The sequence below is a fragment of the Mesorhizobium sp. ArgA1 genome (genome assembly GCF_053714375.1).
In genome coordinates this window covers 349,090-373,148 of sequence record NZ_JBSKBQ010000003.1, presented here as the reverse complement: position 1 = coordinate 373,148, position 24,059 = coordinate 349,090, and the positions used below count along the sequence as shown (strand labels likewise).

23 protein-coding genes and 2 tRNA genes are annotated in these 24,059 nt (G+C 61.4%); 14 read left to right on the top strand and 11 right to left on the bottom strand.

Going from position 1 to position 24,059, the window contains the following annotated elements:
* Positions 1-16 precede the first annotated feature (16 nt).
* Entirely contained in the window at positions 17-1,261 is a 1,245-nt protein-coding gene (locus tag ACWGTI_RS11610; RefSeq protein WP_454587227.1) for a cytochrome P450, read from the bottom strand.
* A gap of 88 nt (positions 1,262-1,349) precedes the next feature.
* Between ACWGTI_RS11610 and ACWGTI_RS11605 the strand changes: the two genes are divergently transcribed.
* A complete protein-coding gene (locus ACWGTI_RS11605; protein WP_454587226.1) occupies positions 1,350-1,877 on the top strand; it encodes an SMI1/KNR4 family protein in 528 nt (175 codons plus the stop codon).
* A gap of 21 nt (positions 1,878-1,898) precedes the next feature.
* Here the strand turns inward: ACWGTI_RS11605 and ACWGTI_RS11600 are convergent, their stop codons facing one another.
* Positions 1,899-2,489, bottom strand: coding sequence for a hypothetical protein (locus ACWGTI_RS11600; RefSeq protein WP_454587225.1), 591 nt, complete (start codon positions 2,487-2,489; stop codon positions 1,899-1,901).
* A 315-nt stretch (positions 2,490-2,804) separates the two neighbouring features.
* Here ACWGTI_RS11600 and ACWGTI_RS11595 point away from each other — a divergent pair, with 315 nt between their 5' ends.
* The 4 genes from ACWGTI_RS11595 to ACWGTI_RS11580 all read left to right on the top strand — a co-directional run bounded on the left by ACWGTI_RS11595 (position 2,805) and on the right by ACWGTI_RS11580 (position 8,160).
* Positions 2,805-3,434, top strand: coding sequence for an ATP-dependent Clp protease proteolytic subunit (locus ACWGTI_RS11595; RefSeq protein WP_454576101.1), 630 nt, complete (start codon positions 2,805-2,807; stop codon positions 3,432-3,434).
* Positions 3,435-3,728: 294 nt separating this feature from the next.
* Positions 3,729-5,003, top strand: a complete 1,275-nt coding sequence (gene clpX, locus ACWGTI_RS11590; RefSeq protein ID WP_023682305.1) for an ATP-dependent Clp protease ATP-binding subunit ClpX — start codon at positions 3,729-3,731, stop codon at positions 5,001-5,003.
* A gap of 274 nt (positions 5,004-5,277) precedes the next feature.
* The gene (lon, locus tag ACWGTI_RS11585) at positions 5,278-7,689 is read left to right on the top strand and encodes an endopeptidase La (protein WP_454587224.1); all 2,412 of its coding nucleotides are present in this window, start codon (positions 5,278-5,280) and stop codon (positions 7,687-7,689) included.
* A 198-nt stretch (positions 7,690-7,887) separates the two neighbouring features.
* Positions 7,888-8,160: an HU family DNA-binding protein gene (locus ACWGTI_RS11580; protein WP_112392385.1), complete on the top strand. Its 273-nt coding sequence runs from the start codon at positions 7,888-7,890 to the stop codon at positions 8,158-8,160.
* Between the two features lie 111 nt (positions 8,161-8,271).
* Here the strand turns inward: ACWGTI_RS11580 and ACWGTI_RS11575 are convergent, their stop codons facing one another.
* Complete coding sequence (locus ACWGTI_RS11575; RefSeq protein WP_454587223.1) at positions 8,272-9,294, bottom strand: aldo/keto reductase; 1,023 nt, start codon at positions 9,292-9,294, stop codon at positions 8,272-8,274.
* Between the two features lie 186 nt (positions 9,295-9,480).
* Here ACWGTI_RS11575 and ACWGTI_RS11570 point away from each other — a divergent pair, with 186 nt between their 5' ends.
* The 3 genes from ACWGTI_RS11570 (at position 9,481) to ACWGTI_RS11560 (ending at position 11,356) form a co-directional block, all read left to right on the top strand.
* Positions 9,481-10,047 (top strand): SIS domain-containing protein, encoded by a 567-nt coding sequence (locus ACWGTI_RS11570; protein WP_454587222.1) that lies wholly within the window; start codon positions 9,481-9,483, stop codon positions 10,045-10,047.
* A gap of 5 nt (positions 10,048-10,052) precedes the next feature.
* On the top strand, positions 10,053-10,796 hold the full coding sequence (locus tag ACWGTI_RS11565; RefSeq protein ID WP_454587221.1) for a creatininase family protein: 744 nt from the start codon (positions 10,053-10,055) through the stop codon (positions 10,794-10,796).
* Positions 10,797-10,873: 77 nt separating this feature from the next.
* Entirely contained in the window at positions 10,874-11,356 is a 483-nt protein-coding gene (locus ACWGTI_RS11560; protein ID WP_454587220.1) for a hypothetical protein, read from the top strand.
* A 31-nt stretch (positions 11,357-11,387) separates the two neighbouring features.
* On the opposite strand, the gene ACWGTI_RS11555 is transcribed toward ACWGTI_RS11560, so the two are convergent.
* The 3 genes from ACWGTI_RS11555 to ACWGTI_RS11545 all read right to left on the bottom strand — a co-directional run bounded on the left by ACWGTI_RS11555 (position 11,388) and on the right by ACWGTI_RS11545 (position 15,187).
* The gene (locus tag ACWGTI_RS11555) at positions 11,388-12,305 is read right to left on the bottom strand and encodes a carbohydrate ABC transporter permease (RefSeq protein WP_203279388.1); all 918 of its coding nucleotides are present in this window, start codon (positions 12,303-12,305) and stop codon (positions 11,388-11,390) included.
* A gap of 9 nt (positions 12,306-12,314) precedes the next feature.
* Positions 12,315-13,430: a carbohydrate ABC transporter permease gene (locus tag ACWGTI_RS11550; protein ID WP_454587219.1), complete on the bottom strand. Its 1,116-nt coding sequence runs from the start codon at positions 13,428-13,430 to the stop codon at positions 12,315-12,317.
* A gap of 92 nt (positions 13,431-13,522) precedes the next feature.
* Positions 13,523-15,187 (bottom strand): ABC transporter substrate-binding protein, encoded by a 1,665-nt coding sequence (locus tag ACWGTI_RS11545; RefSeq protein WP_454587218.1) that lies wholly within the window; start codon positions 15,185-15,187, stop codon positions 13,523-13,525.
* Positions 15,188-15,459: 272 nt separating this feature from the next.
* Between ACWGTI_RS11545 and ACWGTI_RS11540 the strand changes: the two genes are divergently transcribed.
* The 4 genes from ACWGTI_RS11540 (at position 15,460) to ACWGTI_RS11525 (ending at position 18,861) form a co-directional block, all read left to right on the top strand.
* Positions 15,460-16,512 carry an ABC transporter ATP-binding protein gene (locus ACWGTI_RS11540; RefSeq protein WP_454587217.1) on the top strand — a complete coding sequence of 351 codons (1,053 nt, stop codon included), beginning with the start codon at positions 15,460-15,462 and terminating at the stop codon, positions 16,510-16,512.
* Between the two features lie 47 nt (positions 16,513-16,559).
* Complete coding sequence (locus tag ACWGTI_RS11535; RefSeq protein WP_454587216.1) at positions 16,560-17,012, top strand: RbsD/FucU family protein; 453 nt, start codon at positions 16,560-16,562, stop codon at positions 17,010-17,012.
* A 4-nt stretch (positions 17,013-17,016) separates the two neighbouring features.
* Complete coding sequence (gene rbsK / locus ACWGTI_RS11530) at positions 17,017-17,946, top strand: ribokinase (protein WP_454587215.1); 930 nt, start codon at positions 17,017-17,019, stop codon at positions 17,944-17,946.
* Between the two features lie 666 nt (positions 17,947-18,612).
* Positions 18,613-18,861 (top strand): hypothetical protein, encoded by a 249-nt coding sequence (locus tag ACWGTI_RS11525; protein ID WP_454587214.1) that lies wholly within the window; start codon positions 18,613-18,615, stop codon positions 18,859-18,861.
* A gap of 132 nt (positions 18,862-18,993) precedes the next feature.
* Here ACWGTI_RS11525 and ACWGTI_RS11520 read toward each other — a convergent pair.
* Positions 18,994-19,070 (bottom strand) — tRNA-Asp (locus ACWGTI_RS11520).
* Positions 19,071-19,287: 217 nt separating this feature from the next.
* On the opposite strand from ACWGTI_RS11520, the gene ACWGTI_RS11515 reads away from it, so the two are divergent.
* Positions 19,288-19,363: transfer RNA gene (locus ACWGTI_RS11515), tRNA-Val, on the top strand.
* A 111-nt stretch (positions 19,364-19,474) separates the two neighbouring features.
* On the opposite strand, the gene ACWGTI_RS11510 is transcribed toward ACWGTI_RS11515, so the two are convergent.
* Entirely contained in the window at positions 19,475-20,032 is a 558-nt protein-coding gene (locus tag ACWGTI_RS11510) for a hypothetical protein (RefSeq protein WP_454587213.1), read from the bottom strand.
* A 198-nt stretch (positions 20,033-20,230) separates the two neighbouring features.
* Here ACWGTI_RS11510 and ACWGTI_RS11505 point away from each other — a divergent pair, with 198 nt between their 5' ends.
* Positions 20,231-21,052, top strand: coding sequence for a M15 family metallopeptidase (locus ACWGTI_RS11505; protein ID WP_454587212.1), 822 nt, complete (start codon positions 20,231-20,233; stop codon positions 21,050-21,052).
* 18 nt (positions 21,053-21,070) lie between these two features.
* On the opposite strand, the gene ACWGTI_RS11500 is transcribed toward ACWGTI_RS11505, so the two are convergent.
* The 3 genes from ACWGTI_RS11500 to ACWGTI_RS11490 all read right to left on the bottom strand — a co-directional run bounded on the left by ACWGTI_RS11500 (position 21,071) and on the right by ACWGTI_RS11490 (position 24,037).
* Positions 21,071-21,841 carry an SDR family NAD(P)-dependent oxidoreductase gene (locus tag ACWGTI_RS11500; protein ID WP_454587211.1) on the bottom strand — a complete coding sequence of 257 codons (771 nt, stop codon included), beginning with the start codon at positions 21,839-21,841 and terminating at the stop codon, positions 21,071-21,073.
* Positions 21,842-21,854: 13 nt separating this feature from the next.
* Positions 21,855-22,850 carry an ABC transporter permease gene (locus ACWGTI_RS11495; protein ID WP_454576117.1) on the bottom strand — a complete coding sequence of 332 codons (996 nt, stop codon included), beginning with the start codon at positions 22,848-22,850 and terminating at the stop codon, positions 21,855-21,857.
* A 146-nt stretch (positions 22,851-22,996) separates the two neighbouring features.
* Positions 22,997-24,037 (bottom strand): sugar ABC transporter substrate-binding protein, encoded by a 1,041-nt coding sequence (locus ACWGTI_RS11490; protein ID WP_454587210.1) that lies wholly within the window; start codon positions 24,035-24,037, stop codon positions 22,997-22,999.
* Positions 24,038-24,059 lie beyond the last annotated feature (22 nt).

Sequence of the window (24,059 nt, the reverse complement as noted above, 5' to 3'; positions counted from 1 at the left end):
CCCGCGCCCGCAATCGTCAGAACCCGACGGCGAGCCTTTCCAGCCCATGGAAGTGGTAAGTGTCGCGGAAGCGCGGCTCCTCCGCAAGATGAAGTTGCGGCCGCCGCTCGAACAGGGTTTTCAGCGACACCTGCAATTCCAGCCGCGCCAGCGGCGCGCCGATGCAGAAATGGATGCCGGCGCCGAACGAGACGTTCTTCTGGTCGGCGCGGCTGGGCCGGAAGGCGCCAGGTTCGGCAAAGGCGACTGGGTCATGGTTGGCCATGCCGAGCAGCAGGCCGATCGTCTCGCCCGGTTGTACGACAACCCCCGGCGTTACCTCGATCTCCTGATAGGCATAGCGGGTGAACATGTGCAGCGGCGCATCGAACCGCAGGCATTCCTCGACCGTGGCCGCGGTAGCCTCCGGCGAGGTGAAGAAGCGGCCGGGATCGCCGCCTTGCGCCTGCAGCGTGCGCACGGCGTTGCCGGTCTGGTGCACCGTTGCTTCGTGGCCGGCATTGAGCAACAGGATGGCGGACGACACCAGCTCATCTTCGGAGAGCCTCTGGCCATCCTCCTGCGCTGCGATCAGCAAAGACAACAGATCGTCGCCGGGTTGCTTGCGCCTCTCAGTGACATAGCCGCGCAAAAAGTCGGAAAAATCACGCGCGGCACGATTGGCCGTTTCCTCGATCTCGCGCGTGCGGCTGTGCATGTACATGGCAACCATCTGGTGCGACCAGTCGAGCAGCTGCGGCCCCATCTCCACCGGCACGCCAAGCATTTCGGCAATGATGGTGATCGGCAAGGGCGAGGCGAAGGCAGGCAGCAGATCGACCTGGTCCGGTTCGAAGCGGTCGATAAGCTCATTGGCCAGCGCTTCGACCCGCGGCCTCAGCCGTTCGACCTGGCGCGAGACGAAGGCGCGGTTGACCAGCGTCCGCAGCCTGGTGTGCACGGGTGGTTCCAGCTCCAGCATCGAATTCGTCTCGATACCGTCGAAGGCTCTGAGATGCGAGCGGTCCATGCCGACGCCGCGTCTGTCTGGAACGCCGGTCGGGCTCTGCCGGCCGAAGCGGCGGTCGCGCAGCAGCCGGTTGACCTCGTCGAAGCCGCCAAAACACCAGAAGCCGAATTCCTCCCAGAAGAAGGCGTTCGAGGCGCCATGCAGGAAGGCGTAGGCGTCATAAGGGTTCTGGAAAAACGCCGGCTCATGCGGATCGAGCCGCAGGCGGCGGTTGGCGGGATCGAAGGTGAGATAAGGTGGCAAATCGGTCATGCCGATCACTAGCGCGGCTTGCTAGCGGAATGCCAGACCGTATGTTGGCCTTGGCTGCATCAAAAAATTGAACCACCTGACAGGTACTATGCCGGACATTTCAGCAGAGACGTCATTCGCTAAGCTAAAACGGTCGCTTCCCTCGTCTTACGTTGATTTTCTCAATCATCATGACGAAGGCGAATGGCTTTGCGGTGAAGACCTTGTCGTTACCTGGGGCGCGGAGCAATTGGTGCCGTTCAACAGCGAATACCGCGCTCAGACGCTTGCGCCTGGACTGCTTCTGTTTGGCTCCGACGGCAGTGCGGAGGCCTATGGATTTGACACGCGCTCCCCGGCCATGCCCGTGGTTCTCATTCCATTCGTCGGCATGAGTTGGGAACGTGCAATTGATGTTGCAGAGGATTTTGGCGATTGGCGCAGAACGCTGAAGCCCCTGCACGTCAATAGCTCCCACACCGGAATGCAACTTGCGGAACTTAATCCGGTCTTGCTTGGCGGAGACCCGGTCGATCCGGCCAACAGGGTCTGGCTGACGCGCGACCAGCATTTTGAATATGTGCGGTTCTGGAACAACGTTGTCATGGCGGCCAACGCGAAGTCAGCTCCTCAATAGCCCTCGACGAAGTCCCGAACTCTAGTCCTGGCAGTCCCTCGCAATATGCACGCGGCGCCAGCTGGTCGAGCCTTCCTGCACCACGACCCGGCGCGCCACCCTTTGGTATGACGGGGCAATCTCGGTGACGTGCCGCCGTTCGGGCCGCACCAGCACTTCATGGGCGACGCTCTCATATTCGGCCGGCAGCACGACCTGGCGGGTACGCGCGGGTTCAATCTCTACCGTTTCTGCGACACGCGCATAGCGAGCCTTGCGCCAGACCTTGCACAACACCTTGCGGCCGTGGATGACGCGCCATTCCCAGGCATAGCCGCCATTGTCGACCTGGACCGTGCGGTAGACCGTGCGGGTGATGGCCGGCACGACCTCGTAGGTGACTCGAGGCGGCACGATCTGCTCAACGCGCTCAAGCGTGCCGTAGATCGGCGGGTCGTAATCGACCAACTGCCCGCCTGGGCTGACCATGACGTCTTCATAGACGGTGTCATAGAGCGCCGGCCTGTGCACCGGTTCGTAACATTCGACGGCGCGGCCACCGGCGACCGCTTCGGACACCATGCCGAGACCGGCAAGGCCGGCAATGGCCAAGGAAGCTGTTTTCCTGATCATGGCACTCCCCCTGTTTGAACGCGAAAAACGCAGGTTCAACGTTGAATTGTAGGGTATGGTTCTGCAGGGGAAAGCGGTTTCGAAGCATTTCGTTAAGCGATGCGGTTAAGGAATTGCTACACCCGAAAACATGGGCCGGCCGCGTTCGGGCTTCCCCTTGCGCGGAAACCTTGATTCGACTTAACCAGATGGCTAGGAGAAGGCGGCCTTGCACTAGGGTGAGCCGGCATCCTATTTACATCCTGACCTTCCAGAACCGATTCTGCCCGATTACGTTCCCGGCGCCGGAATCCCATCTCCAAAAAGGGATAGTCCATGAAGAACCCCGTCGAAACCTACATGAACCTCGTTCCGATGGTGGTCGAGCAGACCAATCGCGGCGAGCGGGCTTACGACATTTTCTCGCGCCTCCTGAAAGAGCGCATCATTTTCATCACCGGCCCGGTCGAAGACGGCATGGCGACGCTGGTTTGTGCACAGCTTTTGTTCCTCGAGGCCGAGAACCCGAAGAAAGAGATCAACCTCTACATCAACTCGCCGGGTGGCGTGGTGACGTCGGGCATGGCGATCTACGACACCATGCAGTTCATCAAGCCGGCCGTGTCGACGCTGTGCATCGGCCAGGCGGCCTCGATGGGCTCGCTGCTTCTGACCGCCGGCCACAAGGACATGCGTTTTGCCACGCCGAACGCCCGTATCATGGTGCACCAGCCTTCCGGCGGCTTCCAGGGCCAGGCTTCCGACATCGAGCGTCACGCCATGGACATCGTCAAGCTGAAGCGCCGCCTCAACGAGGTTTATGTCAAGCACACCGGCAAGAGCTACGAGGAGATCGAACGGACTCTCGACCGCGACCATTTCATGACCGCCGACGAAGCCAGGGATTTCGGCCTCATCGACAAGGTCATTTCGTCGCGCGAGCCGGTCGAAGGCGCTGCCGCATAAGGCTGCATGGCAGTTGGATGGCGAGATAACGCGCTTTTGCTGGGATTTGCGGCATTTCGGCCACAATTGGCTGTTCCCTCGGCGGATGGGATTGCCTACGTTAATGCTATGTTGATTTTCGACGGCTTAGCTTTGTGCGGGGTTGGCGCGAATCATTGCTACGCTTTCTGATTTGTGTTTCGTACGGATTGCGTTGCGGGAGCCGGGACACTGGCGGCGGCGAATTCCCGCGATAGATAGAATATGCGCCCTGTCAGCCAGACCATCGGCGGGCGGCGATGAAAGGACAGGAAGATGAGCAAAGTCGGCAACAACAGCGGTGATTCCAAGAACACGCTTTATTGCTCGTTTTGCGGCAAAAGCCAGCACGAAGTGCGCAAGCTGATCGCCGGCCCAACGGTGTTCATCTGCGACGAGTGCGTCGAGCTCTGCATGGACATCATCCGCGAGGAGAACAAGACCTCGATGGTGAAGTCGCGCGAGGGCGTGCCGACCCCGCAGGAGATCCTGAAGGTCCTGGACGACTATGTCATCGGCCAGCCCTACGCCAAGCGCGTGCTGTCGGTGGCCGTGCACAACCACTACAAGCGCCTGGCGCATGCCGGCAAGAACAATGACGTCGAACTGGCGAAGTCCAACATCCTGCTGATCGGCCCGACCGGCTGCGGCAAGACGCTGCTGGCCCAGACGCTGGCCCGCATCATCGACGTGCCCTTCACCATGGCCGACGCAACGACCCTGACCGAAGCCGGTTATGTCGGCGAGGACGTCGAAAACATCATTCTGAAGCTGCTGCAGTCGGCCGACTACAATGTCGAGCGCGCCCAGCGCGGCATCGTCTACATCGATGAAATCGACAAGATTTCGCGCAAGTCGGACAATCCCTCGATCACCCGCGACGTGTCGGGCGAGGGCGTGCAGCAGGCGCTGCTGAAGATCATGGAAGGCACCGTCGCCTCCGTGCCGCCGCAGGGCGGCAGGAAGCATCCGCAGCAGGAATTCCTGCAGGTCGACACCGCCAACATCCTGTTCATCTGCGGCGGCGCCTTCGCCGGGCTGGACAAGATCATCTCGGATCGCGGCAGGAAGACGTCCATCGGCTTCGGCGCCATCGTCGCTTCGCCCGAGGATCGTCGCACCGGCGACGTGTTCCGCCTGGTCGAGCCCGAGGATCTGTTGAAATTCGGCCTCATTCCCGAGTTTGTCGGCCGTCTGCCTGTCCTGGCGACGCTGGAAGACCTCGACGAGCCGGCGCTGATCCAGATCCTGACCGAGCCGAAGAACGCGCTGGTCAAGCAGTATCAGCGGCTGTTCGAGATGGAGAGTGTCGACCTGACCTTCCACGAGAATGCGCTGTCGGCGATCGCCAAGCGCGCCATCGAGCGCAAGACCGGCGCCCGCGGCCTGCGCTCGATCATGGAAGCGATCCTGCTCGACACCATGTTCGAACTGCCCGCTCTGGAAGGCGTGCGCGAAGTGGTGATTTCGGAAGAGGTGGTGACCGGCAGCGCCCGGCCGCTCTACATCTACTCCGAGCAGAAGGAAAAGAAGGGCAACGTCAGCGCCTGATATGGCATCTGGCCCAACCTTTTTATGGAACGGCGCCCCTTGGGCGCCGTTTTGCTGTGGTGAGGTACCAAGCCTTGCGCCGGAGTGGATGAACGGACCGTGTTAACCCTTGATCTTTGCCCCTCGTGCATCCAACTAACACTGGAAGGCCGTGGTGCCGAATTCTGTGCTGTAAAACTCCCGTCACAAACGGTGGTAGGCGGAACGACCCACGGTCGTTAATATGAGATTCGCGGTTGGCTCAATTAGCGGCCGCGACATGAAAGGTTGGACAATGGCCAAAATATCCAAGGCTCCCAGCGACGGCGTCTTCGCAGTCCTCCCACTGCGCGACATCGTGGTGTTCCCGCACATGATCGTTCCGCTCTTTGTCGGGCGTGAAAAGTCGATCAAGGCGCTGGAAGAGGTTATGGGTCAGGAAAAGCAGATCCTGCTTGCCACCCAGATGAATGCCGCCGATGACGATCCCGAGCCCGATGCCATCTTCGACATCGGCACGCTCGCCAATGTGCTGCAATTGCTGAAGCTGCCCGACGGCACCGTCAAGGTACTGGTCGAAGGCGCTTCGCGCGCAAAAATCGTTTCGTTCACCGACCGTCCGGACTTCCACGAAGCCCGCGCTGCCGCGCTGGTCGAGCCGGAGGAGGAAGAGGTTGAGGTCGAGGCGCTCGCGCGTTCGGTCGTCACCGACTTCGAAAACTACGTCAAGCTGAACAAGAAGATCTCGCCCGAAGTGGTGGGCGCTGCCAGCCAGATCGACGACTATTCCAAGCTCGCCGATACGGTTGCTTCGCACCTCGCCATCAAGATCCCTGAAAAGCAGGAGATGCTGGCCACGCTTTCCGTCAAGGAGCGGCTGGAAAAGGCGATGGGCTTCATGGAAGCCGAAATCTCTGTCCTGCAGGTGGAGAAGCGCATCCGCTCGCGCGTCAAGCGCCAGATGGAGAAGACGCAGCGCGAATACTACCTCAACGAGCAGATGAAGGCGATCCAGAAGGAGCTCGGAGAAGGCGAGGACGGCCGCGACGAGGCCGCCGAGATCGAGGCGCGCATCAAGAAGACCAAGCTCTCCAAGGAAGCCCGCGAAAAGGCGGAAGCCGAACTGAAGAAGCTGCGGACGATGTCGCCGATGTCGGCTGAATCGACCGTCGTGCGCAACTATCTCGACTGGATCCTGTCGATCCCGTGGGGCAGGAACTCCAAGGTCAAGCAGGACCTGGCGTTTGCGCAGAACGTGCTCGACACCGATCATTTCGGCCTCGACAAGGTCAAGGACCGCATCGTCGAGTATCTCGCCGTGCAAAGCCGCCAGAAGAAGCTGAAGGGGCCGATCCTGTGCCTCGTCGGCCCTCCCGGCGTCGGCAAGACCTCGCTCGGCAAGTCGATCGCCAAGGCGACCGGTCGCGAATTCATCCGCATGGCGCTCGGCGGCGTGCGTGACGAGGCCGAGATCCGTGGTCACCGCCGCACCTATATCGGTTCGATGCCCGGCAAGGTCATCCAGTCGATGAAGAAGGCCAAGAAGTCCAACCCGCTCTTCTTGCTCGACGAAATCGACAAGATGGGCCAGGACTTCCGCGGCGATCCGTCATCGGCTCTGCTCGAGGTGCTCGATCCGGAGCAGAACTCGACGTTCATGGACCATTACCTCGAGGTCGAATACGACCTGTCGAGCGTGATGTTCGTGACGACGGCGAACACGCTGAACATCCCTGCGCCCTTGATGGACCGCATGGAGATCATCCGTATCGCCGGCTACACCGAGGACGAGAAGATCGAGATCGCCAAGCGGCATTTGATGCCCAAGGTGGTCCGCGACCACGCGCTGCAACCGAAGGAATTTTCGGTGAGTGAGGACGCGATCCGCGGCATCATCCAGACCTACACCCGCGAAGCGGGCGTCAGAAGCCTGGAGCGCGAGCTGATGAAGCTCGGGCGCAAGGCGGTGACCGAGATCCTGAAGACGAAGAAGAAGACGGTGAGCATCACGGCGGCGAACCTCGCCGACTATCTGGGTGTTCAGCGTTACCGCTTCGGTCAGGTCGAGGCTGACGATCAGGTCGGTGTCGTGACCGGTCTTGCCTGGACGGAAGTCGGTGGCGAGCTGCTGACGGTCGAAGGCGTCATGATGCCCGGCAAGGGCCGCATGACGGTGACCGGCAATCTGCGCGACGTGATGAAGGAATCGATCTCGGCGGCGGCGTCTTATGTCCGCTCGCGGGCCATCGATTTCGGCATCGAGCCGCCTTTGTTCGACAAGCGCGACATCCACGTCCACTTGCCGGAAGGCGCTACGCCGAAGGATGGCCCGTCTGCGGGTGCAGCCATGGCCACGGCAATCATATCGGTGCTGACGGGTATCCCGGTCCGGGCCGATGTGGCGATGACTGGCGAGATAACGCTTCGCGGCCGCATCTTGCCGATCGGCGGCCTCAAGGAAAAGCTGCTCGCCGCGCTGCGCGGCGGCATCAAGAAGGTGCTGATCCCGGAAGACAACGCCAAGGATCTGGCGGAGATTCCGGACAATGTGAAGAACGGCATGGAGATCATTCCGGTCTCGCGCGTTGGCGAGGTTCTGAGGCATGCGCTGGTGCGTATGCCGGAGCCGATCGAGTGGGTCGAGCCGGTCAATCCGCCGGCTGCGGCCGATACCGTTGACGATGCTGGAAAGTCGCTTGCACATTAGTTTTAGCTAAAGTTGCAGCGCACAAAGAGAGAGCCGGGCCCTGCGCCCGGCTTTTTCATGTGAAAAACCCACCTTTTCCGGGCTTTTTCCAACTTTTTTCCCGCTTTTCGACTTGGTTGCGGGAACGCTTCTTTCTACAGTCCCTTTCCTGCCGGATGAGTCGAAGAGTTCCGGTTTTTCTCATGGAAGGGAATTTTTATGAACAAGAACGAACTGGTTTCCGCTGTCGCTGAATCCGCGAGCATTTCGAAGGGTGACGCACAGTCGGCGGTCGATGCGGTGTTCTCCGTCATCACTGGCGAACTGAAGAAGGGCGGCGATGTACGGCTCGTCGGCTTCGGAAATTTCACCGTCTCCAAGCGCGCGGCGTCGACTGGCCGCAACCCACAGACTGGCGCGGAAGTGAAGATTCCGGCGCGTACCGTGCCGAAGTTCTCGGCCGGCAAGGGCCTCAAGGACGCGGTCAACTAAGACCATTTTTTCTTTTCAGAGAATGTTGAAAAGCCGGGCTCGCCCGGCTTTTCTTTTGCCTACGATCCGGGGGGAGGCGACGGCAGGTCGTCAGCCCGCTGAGGCGAGCCTTCAACCCACCGGAGCATCGGCGCGCATCAGACCTTCCTGCTTGAGATCGGCCCATAGCGCTGCCGGCAGCTTTGCATCGAGCAGCGCACGGTTGCTTTCCACCTCGCCTGGCCGCTGACCGCCCGGGATGACCGACACCACGCAGGGGTGCAGAAGCGGAAACTGCAGCGCCGCCTCGATCAACTGCACGCCATGGCGCTTGCAGACCGCCTCGATGCGCCTGACGCGATCCATGATGTCCTGTGGCGCCTCGGAGTAATTGTAATAGGCGCCTGGCTTCGGCCCGGTCGCCAGTATGCCGGAATTGTAGGGGCCGCCGAGCACAATGCCGATGCCGCGCTTCTCACAGAGCGGCAGGAAGGTGGCAAGCGCCTCCTGCTCCAGCAGCGTGTAGCGCCCGGCCAGCAGGAACAGGTCGAAATCGCCGCGCTCCGCCAGCGTCTGGCAAACCTCCCATTCGTTGATGCCGCCGCCGAAGGCCTTGATCACGCCCTGGTCGCGCAAAGCAAGCAGTCCGTTGTAGCCCGAGGCCATGAACTCCTCGATACGCTGGTCTGACGCTTCCTTGCTGCCATGGGTGAAGATGTCGAGGTCATGAACAAAGAGAATGTTGATGCGGTCGACGCCCAGGCGCTCCAGCGAGGCCTCGAACGAGCGCATGACGCCGTCATAGCTGTAGTCGTAGACCTCGCGGCGCGTCGGCGTGTCAAAAAATTTGCCGATGCCTGTGCGCTGTTCGGGAGGGCAGGCGCGCAGCAGGCGGCCGACCTTGCTCGACAGTACATAATCGTCACGGCTTTTGCCGCGCAGGAAGGCATTGAGCCGGGTTTCCGCGAGGCCTAAGCCATAGAGCGGCGCCGTGTCGTAGTAGCGGCAGCCGGTTGCCCACGCGGCCTCCAGCGTCGCATTGGCATCCTCGTCGGGGACGGCGCGATAGAGGTTGCCGAGCGGCGCGCTGCCGAAGCCAAGCTCGGTGAAGTCGAGGCCGCCATTGCCGATGCGGTCGAAATGCCGTGTCTTCATGTCGCTTAAGATTTCCTGGGTTTGATTTGTCTGACATGACACTATCACGCCGCTTGCTCAGCAAAAGCCGCGGCCGTCGTTGGACACGCATTTTCGCGGTGATAGCATGAACAAAAACAAGCCTTTCGCCGCAGTTGCGCAACCGGAAATCCCCGGCCACAACCCTGGCAGACAGATGAGGCCCCGATGATGAATGCCGGCTCGGATATGTTTGCAGCCGCCCTGCAAGAGCTGGGCGTCGTGCTGGCGCGGGTCGACGAAGCCGACATCGACACTGCTTGCGAAACGCTTGCCCGCGCGCAGAAGATCGTCGTCTATGGCTGCGGCCGCGAAGCCTTGCAGCTCAAGGGTTTCGCCATGCGGCTCTATCACTTGGGGCTCGAAGTGTCGGTGGTCGGCGACATGAACACGCCACCCCTTGGCCCCGGTGACGTCTTCCTGGTCAGTTCCGGCCCGGGCGAGACCACGACGGTGCTCACCTTGATGCAGGTTGCCCGCCAGGCCGGCGCGACGGTGCTGCTGCTCACCGCCGAGGCTGGAGGCAGTGCTGCCGCACTTGCCGACTTCACCTTGCTTATTGCGGCGCAGACCATGGCGCGTGACAAGGGGTCGCAAAAGACGTCGCTGCTGCCGATGGGCTCGCTCTTCGAAGGCGCGCTATTCCTGCTGTTCGAGGTGATGGTGCTGAAGCTCAAGGGGCTGACGGGTCAGTCGTCGGAGGTCATGCGCGCCCGTCACACCAACATGGAGTAGGCGGGATGCGCTACGAATTGATGCTGCCGCACCAGATCCGCAAGGCAATCGCCGAGAACTGGCCGGTCGTCCTGCCGCTCGGCGTGCTCGAATATCACGGCGAGCACATGGCCGTCGGCATGGACACGCTGGTCGTCATCAAGACGCTGGACCTCTACGAGAAGGAGGGCGACATCGTCATCCTGCCGGCTTTCTACTATGGCGCGGCGAGCTATGCGGTGGCAGCACCCGAAGGCAGCGGTTCGGTGCAGGTCGGCGGCAATCAGTTGGCGCCGTTTGGCGAGGAGCTGTTCTACAGCCTGCTGCGCATCGGCTTCCGCAACATCCACGCCTTCATCCACCACCAGACCGAGAATTTCGTCGCCGGGATGCCGACCGATCTCGCCTTCAAGACTGCCGGCCGCCAGGCGATCTTCCGCTTCCTTGAAAGGCAGCGAGGCGAGGGCTGGTGGGGCTCGAACGAGATGGCTGACTATTATGCCGGGCACGCCGCCGGCGAAAATTTCTTCAACTGGGTGCAGGTGCATCCGCTGATGTCGGCGGCCATGAACGGCAAGTACCCGTTCGACCACGCCGGTATCGGAGAGACGTCGCTGATGCTGGCGCTGTGCCCGGAAGCGGTGGATGCCGGACATTTCGCAAACAACACAAGCTGGTACACGGCAAGCGCGCCGGAGGCGTCTGCCGAACTCGGGCAAAAAGGTGTCGCCATGATCCTCGATCATCTGCGCGCCATTTTGAAACCCTGACCACCAGCCGCGCGTTCAGGATCGCGTCGTTACGGCTTTTTCACCTTCCGCCGCCATCGTCGGCTTGGGGGCGTGGCATGGACGAGATCAGCAGGGACGGGCGGTTGCGGCACGACATTCCGATGCATGTCGCCAAGCGTCTGTTTTTCGGGCTTGCCGGCCTGTTCTGCCTTGTCATGCCGACATGGGAGCTCTATCGCGGCGTCTGGCCGTTGAGCGTCGCCAGCCCGTTCTTTCTGTTCATCATTCTCGGCGCCTATGCCGTCGGCATCCCGTTTATCTATGCAGCCATCTTCAGCCCGGCGGTGCGCTGGATCGTCCGCCGCGGGCGCATCGACATCGTGCTGCGCAACCCGATCTTTCTACGCAGGCATCATGTGCTGCCGGGAGACATAGCCGATTTCAGCCTGAGGACAATCGAGTGGGACAGTGGAGGTCCAACCTACGCGGTCGTCCTGACGACGGTGAAGGGCGAACGGTTTGAGACACGGGACTTCGACACCGCCAAGACCGCGGAAATGTTCCGCGACCGGATAAAGTCGGTGCTCATGGGGGAATAAGCGGCCTTGCCGCGCTGCCCTGTATTGGATCCTATTTTACCGCGCCCGCCGTCATGCCCATGATGAGATAGCGCTCCAAGGCAATCCCGATCACCGCGAGTGGCGCAATGGCGGCGGTGGCGAGTGCCGCCATAGACCACCAGTTGATGCCTTGCGAGCCGGTCTGGCTCGCGACCATGACCGGGATTGTCTTGGCGTCTGTCGAGGTCAAAAGCGCGGCGAAGAAATACTCGTTCCAGCACAGCACCATCGCCAGGATGAAGGCGGCGACCATGCCCGGCAGCGCGATCGGCATGACGATGCGGAAAAAGGCGCCCCAGATCGACAGGCCGTCGACAAGGGCGGCCTCCTCGAGCTCGACGGGGATGGAGTTGAACTGGTCGCGCATGATCCAGATGACGATCGGCAGCACCATCAACGTGTAGAGCAGGATCAGCCCGATGCGTGTGTCGAGCAGGCCGACCTCGCGGTAGAGCACCAGGAAGGGCAGGGCCAGCACCACCGGCGGCAGGATTAGCTGCGACAGGAAGAAGAAGGAGATGTCCTCGTTCTTGAACCAGGCAAACTGATAGCGGTAGCGGGTCAGCCCGTAGGCGGCGAGGCTGCCGATGACGATGGCCAGGCTCGATGCGCCGACCGAGGTGATGACCGAATTCATGAAGCGCTTGAAGAACTCCTCGCGCACCGTCGACGTCTGGAAGATCGAATCCGGCGACAGGCCGAGCGAACGCCAGCCTTTCCAGTCCGGCTGGAAGTCGACGAACGGGATCAGATGGCCCTGGGTGACGTCCACGGCCGTCTTGAACGAGGTGGTGATCGTCCAGTAGATCGGGAACAGGCAGATGAAAGCCCAGAACGCCAGCGCGCCATAGATGAACACTCGATTGGCCAAAAAGCCCACCGGCGAGCGGATTTCGGAAGCGACATAATCGGTGGTCTGGACGCTCATGCTCCCCCGTCAGTTCACGTTGCGCACGAAGCGGTTGGCGAATTTCAACAGCCAGGTCACAAACACGACGATGATAACGAGATAGGCCATCGCCAGCATGGTGCCGTAGCCGACATTCGAACGGTCGCGGTATTCGCGGTAGATGAAGCTCGACACTGAATCCGTGGCGCCGCCGGGGCCGCCCGAGGTGACGGTGATGATGATGTCGGCGAGCTTCAGCTTGAAGATGATGCGCAGGATCACCGCCGTTACCGACACCGGCAGCATCAGCGGGAAAGTGACCTGCCAGAAGGTCTGCCAGGTCGTGGCGCCGTCGACGCGCGCCGCCTCCAGCACATCGCGCGACATCGCCTGCAGGCCGGCAAGCAGCATGATCATCATGAACGGAATGAAGGTCCAGGCATCGAGCACCATGATCGAGATGCGGGCGGTTATCGGATTGGAGAAGAAGGCGGGGTTTTCCCAGCCGAGATGACGCGCCAGCGTTGCCGCCGGTCCGAAACGGTACTCCATCAGCGATTTGCCGATCATCCACGACACCGCGACCGGCGACAGCATCAGCGGCATCAGGAAGACGACACGGAAGAATTTGCGCGCCCGGATCTGTGCGTTGAGCAGCAGCGCCAGGCCGAAGGCGATGACATATTCGACCAGCACGGCGAGCACATAGAGCACCATGTTGAACAGCGCGTTGCGGTAGTAGGGATCGGCCAGCATCTGCCAGAAATTGTCGAAGCCGTTGAACTTGCGGCCGGCGAAGGACGACAGGTTCCAGTCGGTCAGCGCGATATAGAAGCCGAACAGCGTCGGAAAGATCACCATGGCAATGGTGAACAACAGTGCCGGCAGCAGGAACAGCGCACGCTGGCCGTCTTCGCCGCGTGTCAGCACCTGGCCGACGCCGAGCGCCATGCCCCACAGCACATAGGCGTAGACGATGGGGCGCCAGGTCTCGAAACCGAGCGCGGTGACTTCACTCTTGTAGAGGATCTGCAGCGCGATCACGGCCAGCAGGCCAAGCGTGGCCAGGGCCATCACGGCAAGGCCAAGCTGCTTGCGGCCCGGCGAGATCAGATCGGCTGGACCGGCGTTTGCCGGCCATTCATTGGTGGTCTGGTCAGCCACGCGTCCCGTCCGTTCAAAACTATGCCTGCGACCGACCCGAGCCGGTCAGGTCCGGCGGCTTTGTGCCGCCGGACCCATTTCACGGTAACAGCCTACATGCCGAGCGAGGCCTTGTAGAGCTTGACCTGGTTTTCGCGGCCGATCTGGTCGGTCAGCTTCTCCCAGGCCGCGGCAATGGCGTCGGCGCCTTCCTGCGCCTTCATCTTGCCGGCAAATGTGTTGGCCAGAATGTCCTCGGCAGCGGAATAGTACTGGAAGATGCCGGGGATGCGCGGCTCGATCGCCGCATTCGGATGGTTGTAGCTGTCGGCTTCCGACTTCAGATACGAGGTGATGAACGCCTCGTCGTAGCCTGCCGCCACCCATTCGGGAATGTCGAAATGCGAGTTGCGATAAGGCTGGAAGCCCGACGGATACATCGCCGTCCAGATCGACAGGTCCTTGCCGCCGAGATGGGCAGCGGCCGACCATGCCGCCTTCTTCTTCTTTTCGTCCGTATCGACGCGGGCCATGACATAGACGCCCCAGCCGAGATAGGCGCAGTTCGGCGCATAGTTCGGGCCGCTCGCGAGCTTGTCCCAGGCGCCGGTCTTGGAATTGTAGACGTCGTCGGATCCCGGCAGGATCGAGAAGCCGGTGACGTCGCCGACGACCGAGCTATCATTGGTCTTGACGTTGGAGCCGACGTCGCCCCACCATGTTACCATCGAACCGGTGCCGGCCAGGAACTGCTGGAAGGCAGTGGTGTTCGGATCGGCATTGATCTGGTCGGCCGGTTCCGACGGCAGCGCGTCGATGACGTCCTGGATGGCGCGCACCCAGGCCGGATTGTTGACGCGGGGCTTCATCGTGTCGGCATCGAACAGCCAGGCCTTGTCGTCTGGATGCTTGGCATAGGCGCTGGCGCGGCTGCCGAGGAAGTAGAAGCCGAAACCGCCCCAGGCCTTGGGCGCATCGAGATAGCCAAACACGTCCTGGCCACTGAATTGCTTGCCCTTGAGGAATTTTGTCACCGCCTGGACTTCCTGCCAGGTCTTCGGCACGCCCCATTCGGTCGTGGCGCCGCTCTCCTTCCACGCCTTGGCGAGGTCGGCATCGGCAAACACGTCGGTGCGGTAGTTGAAGTTATGCGCGTCGCCGTCGACGGTGATGCGATACTGCTTGCCGTCCCAGGTTCCGACCGGCGGCTGGAGATAGGCTACGACATCCTTCATGTCGATCTGTTCTTTGACCCAGTCGGGCATTTCGGAGGTCAGGCCCTTGCCGCAGACATCGCCTTCGAAGGGCGCTCCCATCTCGATGATGTCGAAATCGACCGTGCCGGTGGCGATCGATTGCTGCAGGCGGGCGTTGTAGTCAGCCTGCGCCAGGTCGATCCAGCTGATTTTGGCGCCCGTATAGGCCTCCCACGGTTTCAGGAAGCCGCGGAACAAAACATTGTGAAGGTTCTGGTTGTTGAGGCCCATGAAGGTGAGCTCGACACCGGCGAATTCGCCTTCCTTGACGTTGGCCTTGGTGGCTTCGAGACAAAGCTCGCCGACCTTCTGGAAGTCGGAATCGGTGGGCTGGCCCTTGCCGACGCCGGGGATCTGCAGGATTTTCGAGCGCAGCTCGCTTGCGGCGGAAGCCGGTCGCGTGAAAGCGCCGAGCCCGGCGCCCGATGCGGCGGCGATTGCGGCCATCGAGGCCGCGCCTTTGAGTATGTCACGCCGGGTCGCACCCGCGCGGACGAGTTTTTCGTACAGACCGACTCTCATCTATTCCTCCCAGAACACAGTCGTGAATTGAAATGCCAATCACTAGGACGCCGAAATGTCGGCAGTTCTCCTTTATCATACGGGGACGTGGGACCCCACCCTGCGTCGCCTGGAGCTCCGATTTTCGGGAAAAAATCCGACTGTCGGATTGGCACTCGCCACTATTCGCGTAATCGATTACCTTGTCAACACGAATGGCTTTTTATCTATAAGATACTGACTTGCCCTTGCCGTTGGCAATGGCTAGCTTCACCGCGAGAAAAGGGGGGACGATGGCTCAAGTCGCGATCACCAATGTGGCCAAGGCGTTCGGAACCGTCAAGGTCCTGCACGATGTCAGCGTCGAAATCGCCGATGGCCAGTTCGTGGTGCTGGTCGGCCCGTCGGGCTGCGGCAAGTCCACGCTGCTCAGAATGGTGGCCGGTCTGGAAACCGTTTCGGGCGGCACGATCGCCATCGGTGAGCGCATCGTCAACAATCTGCCGCCGGCCAAACGCGACATCGCCATGGTGTTCCAGAACTATGCGCTCTATCCGCACAAGACGGTGGAGCAGAACATGGCATTCGCGCTGAAGCTGCGCGGCACCGACCCGGCCGTGGTCGCCGAGCGGGTCAAGCGCGCCGCCGACATCCTCGACCTCAATCCCTACCTCAAGCGCTATCCGCGCCAGCTCTCCGGCGGCCAGCGACAGCGCGTCGCCATGGGCCGCGCCATTGTGCGCAATCCGCAAGTGTTCCTGTTCGACGAGCCACTGTCCAATCTCGATGCCAAGTTGCGCGTGCAGATGCGCACCGAGATCAAGGAACTGCACCAGCGGCTGAAGACCACCACCATCTATGTCACCCATGACCAGATCGAGGCCATGACCATGGCTGACAAGATCGTGGTCATGCGCGATGGGCGTATCGAGCAGGTCGGCGCGCCGCTAGAACTGTTCGACCGGCCGGCCAACCTGTTTGTCGCCGGCTTCATCGGCTCGCCGTCGATGAACCTGCTCAAGGGCGTGGTAAGGAAGGGCGAGAAGGTCGAAATAGCGGGCACGCTGTTCCCGATCGCTGCCGGCAGCGCCGCCAGGGAGGGCCAGGCGGTGGTCTACGGCGTGCGCCCCGAACATCTCGAAATCCATCCCGACGGCGTACCGGCGAAGATTTCGGTGGTCGAGCCGACCGGTTCCGAAACGCTGGTCTTCCTGCGCTTCGGCGACGGCGAGATGGTGGCGCTGTTTCGCGAACGCCACGACTTCAAGCCGGGTGACACGTTGCATCTGAAGCCGCGGCTCGACCAGGTTCATCTCTTCGACGCCGAGACCGGCAACCGGCTCTGATTCTCCAACCGCTTTTTCGCTCAACAAGCCTATTGACGAGGACTGCCATGCTCAAAGGGATCAACCCATTGCTCAACGCCGATGTGCTTCAGGCGCTGCGGGCGATGGGACACGGCGACGACCTGATCATCTGTGATACCAATTTCCCGGCCGATTCGGTGGCAAAGCAGACCGTGCTCGGCAAGCTCCTGCGCATCGACGCGCCGGCGGCCGATGTGGTCAAGGCGGTGCTGTCGCTCTATCCGCTGGACACGTTCGTCGACGACGCTGCCGCCCGCATGGAGATCGTCGGCAAGCCGGCCGAAATTCCGCCGGTGCAAAAAGAGGTGCAAAAACAGATTGATAAGGCCGAGGGCAAAGCCTGGCCGATGATCTCGGTTGAGCGTTACGCCTTCTACGAGCGCGCCAAGAAAGCCTATTGCGTCATCCAGTCCGGCGAGCTTCGCTTCTACGGCTGCTTTGCCTTCCGCAAGGGCGTGGTGCCGCCGGATGCGGAGTAGCACAATGGCATCCGGCAAGCCTGTCGTCATATTGGGCGTCTTTGTCGCCGACACCGCCTATCGTGCCGATCGGCAGCCGCGCATGGGCGAGACCATCCTTGGCAATTCCTTCAAGCTGGGGCCGGGCGGCAAGGGCTCGAACCAGGCGGTGGCGGCAGGCAAGCTTGGCGCCGACGTCACCTTCCTGACCCGGCTCGGCGTGGATGCTTTTGCCGATATGGCCAAGGCGACCTGGAAAGATGCCGGCGTGAAATCAGCCGTCATCGATACGCCCGAGAGCTATACGGGCGCCGCCTATATCTTCATCGAGGAAACCACCGGCAACAACGCCATCATCGTCAGCCCGGGTGCGGCGATGCTGATCTCGCCTGAAGACATCCAGGTCAATGCCGGCCTGATCGGTTCGGCCGGCGTTTTCGTCACCCAGCTCGAGCAGCCGATCGATGCGGCGCTACGCGCCCTCGAGATCGCGCGCGGGGCAGGGGTGACCACCATCCTCAATCCGGCGCCGGCGGCAAAACTGCCGGATCGCATCTACGCGCTTTGCGACTATGTCACCCCCAACGAGACCGAGGCCGAGGAACTGACCGGTATCAAGGTTACCTCCATCGACGACGCCCGCCGCGCCGCCGACAGCCTGCTGGGGAAAGGTGTTGGTTCGGTCATCGTCACGCTTGGTGAAAAAGGTGCGCTTCTGCACACGGCGGATCGGTCCGATCATGTTCCCGTGGTCAGTGCCGGCCCCGTGGTCGAAACCACCGGTGCGGGCGATGCCTTCAATGGCGGCCTGGCCGCCGCACTTGCCAAGGGCGTGGAGCCGCTGCAAGCCGTGCGCTTCGCCTGCGCCGTCGCCGGCATTTCGGTGACGCGGCCAGGCACGGCGCCATCCATGCCGACGCTGCAAGAGGTCGAGGCGCTGCTGGCGAAGGTTTGATCTCGACCACGTCCGATATTGGACCTTACCAGTCTGGATCGTCGTCGAGCCAATATGCATTAAGGCAACCGAATTGGGGCGGGATGCCAAGCCGCCGTCTGGCGTCAAAAGCCACCTCCGAATGAGTCCACTGTGAGTTGCTCTCTGTCACATTGGGCACGATCGTGTACCCATTCGCGATCAACCGCAGCCTCATTTCCTCGAAGTGCCTTTTGAAACCGTTCTCGATGCGGCTTTGCGGGTAGCGCCGTCCGTGCATGCATTCCTGGCTCAGGATGCCGGAATACATCTGGGCGCTGATCGTCCTCAATGCGTCTTCGAAGATCTGCTTGCTTGTTGGTGTCTTTGGACCGGCATCGGCCTGCCGACGCCACCAGCGTCGCTGCCAACAAGCCTTTCAAAAACCTCGCCACCTTGGTCCCTTCCCGACCAGGGTGGCATATTAGCCACAGATAATGTTAATCGGCAATCCGGTCTTGCGCCATTGGCATAGGTGTCCCGTAATGGGCCGCCACATCTGGCACCGCAATTGCACTGTCAGCAATGCCGGGGGCATCTGTCGCTCCTGGCAAGCCGGGGGGCGATTGGGGCCCGCCGCTTCTAAAAATGAAGCGGCGGGCTCTTAGCTGCCGCCCGAATAGCCGAAACATTGGGTGCTGGGCCATTATGTATTTTCCGCAGTTTCTGGTGGGCATGTTCGCAACGTCGTTCATCGTTGCGATCTGGGCCGAAATGGCAACTGGATCCATCTGGAAGGCGCTCGGCTGGGCTGTTCTTGCAATGGTTATTCTTCAGCTTGGATACCTCGGCCTCGTCGTCCGCCTGATCTACAGGCGGGAATCGGAAGGCATCGAGGGAAATGGTGCGAGCGGGGCTCGAGCCCGCGACCTCCGGCGTGACAAGCCTGCACTCTAGCCGACTGACCTGCACCCGGCGCAGCATTGATCGCTGCAAGGGATCGATCTGAACTAACGCATTCAAGGAGACATTTTTGACATCAACGTCGACATTTCTCCGCCACCAAGGATCGTGACCCTTGAAGAGAAATGGCGCGAGTGACGGGGCTCGAACCCGCGACCTCCGGCGTGACAGGCCGGCACTCTAACCAACTGAGCTACACCCGCGCATTGACGAGCACGTGTCAGCCGTGTTCGTCGTTGGGGCGGTGGATAAGGGGTTCGCCACCGGGTGTCAAGCGTAGCTGCGCAGCATAAACGCAAACAGGAGAAGGTTTTTTGACAGGCGGCAATTTGGCCCCGAAAACCGCTATGCGGCTAAACTCATCACTGATCATTTGGCCTTGCGAAGCCTGTTCCGACCGCTTAAAGGTCCGGCCGGAGCGGGCGATTAGCTCAGTTGGTAGAGCGCTTCGTTTACACCGAAGATGTCGGCGGTTCGAGCCCGTCATCGCCCACCAAGATCCCGGCCCACCAAGATCCCGGCCCACCAAGATCCCGGCCCACCAAGATCCCGGAATGCCGGGCGCGGCCATCACCGGCCGCACCCGCCTTCATACCGGCACCAGTGTCTACTGCCTAACGAAGCAGGTCTTCTTGGCACGAGGAGCGGGATCCTCGTCGAAGGAGTCGTTGTTGCAACGCACTCCATTCCGGAAAACGCCTTGTGTGAACCGGCCGCGCGCGCCGTACCTCACCATTTTGCGTCCACGGAAATCGCAGTACTGATTCTCCCTGGCGCAGGCCACCCATCTGCCGCGACCCTGGCCGTAGTCGTCATCGCCGTAATTGTCATCGCCGTAGTTGTCGTCATTGTCGCCATAATCGTTACCGCCGCCGCGCCTCACGATATAGCAAGCCTTCTCACGGCCGGGCGCGGGATCGCCAAAGATGCGGTTCGAGCAAGGCACGGCAGGACGATCGAAAAAGCGCGAGGTGGTCTGTCCGCGCGCGCCGTAGACAACTTCCGCAGGATAGGGCAGGCGGCAGATTTCGCCTTCGTCGGCGCATCGCTGCATCCTTTGTGCCGAGGCGGTGGCCGGGAAAAGAACGGAAACAGCCGAGGCGAGGCCAACCAGACAGATGAATGTGAACACCATCCGGATCACGGCATTGGAGGTTTTTGACACGATTTGTCTCCCTTATGATTCACGCGAGCTATCCTATAGCAGCCTGGCTAAATGCACGATGAATGAAAGCCATCGCAAGGCAGGCACCATGACGGGGACGAGATCCAGACATAGGGCAGGGAGCTGCTGCCATCATTTGGATTTGATAGGGGGTCTTCGGTAGCAACCTCATACTGGGCTCTTGGGGAGAGGCAAGAAATGATCGACCATTCAGGGCGCTGGCTGTTGCCGCTGGCAATCTTGCTGGCAATCTGCGGCGCTGGGCGTTTCGCCTATGCGACGGCTGCCGGCGATGGCGTCGACCAGCCGGCGGCTAAAGCGGCCCTGCTCAAGGCCTATCCCGGACTTTTCACCATCAAGGGCAATGTCCTGACCTGGAGCGACGGCACCACCATGGTGTGGGACGACGGCAAGCTACGCGACGCCGAAGCGCTGCTGGAGAGCCCAGACATCGAAGACATGTTTCGCTACGTCTACCCGACGGCAGCGGAAGGCGTTTTGGTCCCGGCGGAGGATTTCGATCCCGGCCGTATCCGCAACGAAGCCTTCTTCGAGAAGCTTTACGGGGCAAGTGCCGCGGAAGTAGGCAATCACATCGCCAACGTCAAATGGCTGCCGAAACTCGGCAAGAAAACCGTGCAGGTCACCAGGGTTTTCGGCATCAACGACCGGCTGAGCAAAGTCTCTGATGCCCTGGAGGCGCTGCCCGCGGAGTTGAGCCGTTACGGGCTCAAGCCCGGCGGCGGCTTTGTCTGGCGACCCATCGCCGGCACGGACCGGTTGAGCGTCCACTCTTTTGGAGCGGCCTTCGATATCAATGTCGGTTTCTCCGACTATTGGTACAACAACAGAAACAAGACCAACCCGAAGGCAAACATACCATTCAAGAACCGGATCCCGCTCGAGGTGGTCGAACTGTTTGAGAAAAACGGCTTCATCTGGGGCGGGCGCTGGTACCACTACGACACCATGCACTTCGAATATCGGCCCGAACTCCTGCTATACAAGAAGTCCGGCTGATCGGCGCTGACCGCAGGCTCAAGGTGGAAGTAGCCGGAAATCCTTGCCTTCGGGCAGCAATTGCCCGCCGTCGACGACAATGGTGGTGCCGGTGATGTAGCTGGCGTCGTCGGAGGCCAGGAACAGGAAGGCGTTGGCGACGTCGCGCGGGCTGCCGAGACGTCCCAACGGGATCGAATCCTCCATGTTCTTGATGTAGGCGGCGCCGCGATGCAGCTCGATCGCTTCGGTGAGGATATTGCCGGGCTCGACGCCGTTGACGGTGATGCCGTAGCCGGAAAATTCGAGCGCCGCCGAGCGGATGAAGCCGTTGATGCCTGCCTTGCTTGCGCTGTAATGGCCGTGGCCGGGGCTGGTGACATGCGGGCCGGTGATCGACGAGGTGTAGAGCATGCGCCCGTAACGCTGCGCCTTCATCGGCCCCAAGGCTGCCAGCGTGGCATTGAAGGTACCGCGCAGATTGACCGCCATCACCCGGTCCCAATCGTCGGGGCTGGTGTTTTCGATGAGCTGCCAGGGATAGATACCGGCATTCTGAACGACGATGTCGAGGCGGCCGTGGCGGCTCAGCGTCAGCGCCACCGCGGTCTCGGCGTCCGCCATTTGCGAGATGTCGGTGCGGATGAAGGCAGCGCCAAGCTCTTCCGCGCTCGCTTGTCCGGCCTCGGTTTCGCTGTCGGCCAGCACCAACCTTGCACCTTCTTCCGCAAAGCGCTGCGCAATGCCTTTACCGATGCCGCGTGCGCTGCCGACGATCAGCGCGACCTTGTCTTGCAGCCGTCCGGTCATGCGAGCCGTCCTCTCATGCGAGTCTTTGACGAATGGTTTGCTTGAAGGCGTCTAGCAGCACGGCGGCCAGCACCAGCAGGCCGTGGATCACCTGGGTGAAATTGGCTGGCAGGCCCATCAGATTGATCGCGGTGTTGATGGAGGAAAGCAGGAGCACGCCGGCATAGACGCCAGGCAGGGTGCCGACGCCGCCTTTCAGGCTGACGCCGCCAATGACGACGGCGGCAAAGGCGTTGAACAGCAGCCCGACGCCAAGATTGGCGGTAGCGCCGGAGGTGCGGATGGCGAGCAGCCAGCCGGCGAGGCCGGCAATGGCGCCGGCAAGCACAAAGGCGATGATCAAATTGCGGTTGACGCGGATGCCGGCACGGAAAGTCGCGGTTTCATTGCCGCCGATCATGATCAGGTGCCGGCCGAACGGCGTCTTGGCCATGATCAGCGAGAACAGGACGAAACAGGCGACGGCGATCCAGGCGGTCAGTGGCAGACCGGCGAGGCGCTGGATGCCGAACCAGCGGATGGCCGGCGCCAGATCCTGCGCCGAGCGGCCGCCGGAGATCACCAGCACCAGGCCGCGCACCCAGATGTAGGACGCCAGCGTGATGATGAAGGCGCTCATCTTCACCTTGACCACGAGATAGCCGTTGAAGGCACCGATGATGCCGCCGACGGCCAGAGCGATCAGCAGCGAAACCGGAACCATCAACCATTGTGGATTGAGCTGTATGCCCATGCCGATGCCCGATGAGCAGAACAGGATGCCGACCGTCATGGCGCTGAGTGCGGCCACCGATTCCACCGACAGGTCCATATGGCCGGCAATGATGACCAGCGACAGGCCGATCGACATCACGCCGAGCACGCTCGAGGCCTCGATGATGTTGGCAAAGATCCCGAGCTGGAAATAGTTCGGGACGAAGATGGAAAAGACGATCAACACAAAGACCAGCATGAACCAGACGAGGTTGTCGAGGACGAACTCCAGGGCTTTGCGGGTGCGCGGGTTCATGGGCTGATCCGGTTGGCGCCGCCGTGAAATCAGGTCGATTTCGTCGGGTTCAGGCGCGGATTCAAATTCGCCACGGCGTCCCTGGGACGCGGCGTTGTGAAAGGGCAGGCTCCGGGCCGCAATGGCCCGGAGCGCTTGGCACGTGACTATTCGACCGGCTTGATCGTGTCCGTCGGCGGTTTCTGGTTGCCCCAGAAGGCCGGATTGTCGACGTTTTCCTTGGTGATGGCGGCGCCCGGGATCTTGATGTTGGGGCCCCAGGCTTCCTTGGTCACGGTCGACTTCAAACCGAGCACGTCATACTCGCCGGGCTTGATTTCCTGCTTGCCGACGATCTTGTCCATGAACATGGCGACGGCAGCGGCCTGCGCATAGAGCGGCTGCTCGACTTCGACATTGAGCCAGCCCTTGCGGATCAGGTCGAGGCCGACCGGAGCGCCGTTCGAGCTCATCAGCAAGACGTCACCCGGCTTCTTGCCGGCGGCCTCGAGCGAGGCGACGGCAGCGACCGACAGATGCGCGGCATGACTGAAGATCAGGTCGATGTCGGGGTTGGCCAGCATCTGGTCGGCAACGATGGTGCCGGCATTGCTCGCTTCCCACTGCATGGCGGGCAGCGAGATGATCTTGACGTCCGGGAACGCCTTCATCTTCTCCTCGAAACCCTTCTGGATGTCGAGCGTGTAGGGGTCGCCGGGATCGCCGAGCACCTGAAGGATCTTGCCCTTCACCGAACCGTTCTTGGCGGTCAGAAGCTTCTGCGCCTGGTCGGCGGCGACGTAGCCGATTTCGACCGTGCCCGCCACCGAGGTGAAATCGGACGGGGTCGAGGTGATCTGGCGGTCGAACTCCACCACCGGGATGCCGGCGGCACGAGCGGCTTCGATGGACGGTTTCAGCGCGTTGAAATCGACGGCGGCCAGGATGATCGCCGCCGGCTTCAGCGCGATGACGTCGTTCATCTGCGATTGCTGCGCATCGGTCTTGTTGTCGGCGTTGAGTGTCTTCACCTCATAGCCGACCTGCTTGAGGAACAGTTCCAACGCGCTCACCGAGCCGGTCTGGAATTCATCGAGCAGGGTCGGAACCATATAGTAGACGGTGCCCTTGGTCTGGGACATTGCCGGCGTGAGCGAGGCAAGAGCCAGTGCCAGGATACCGAAGACAAGAACTAATAGTCGCTTCATGTCGTTCGCTCCTCTTTTATAC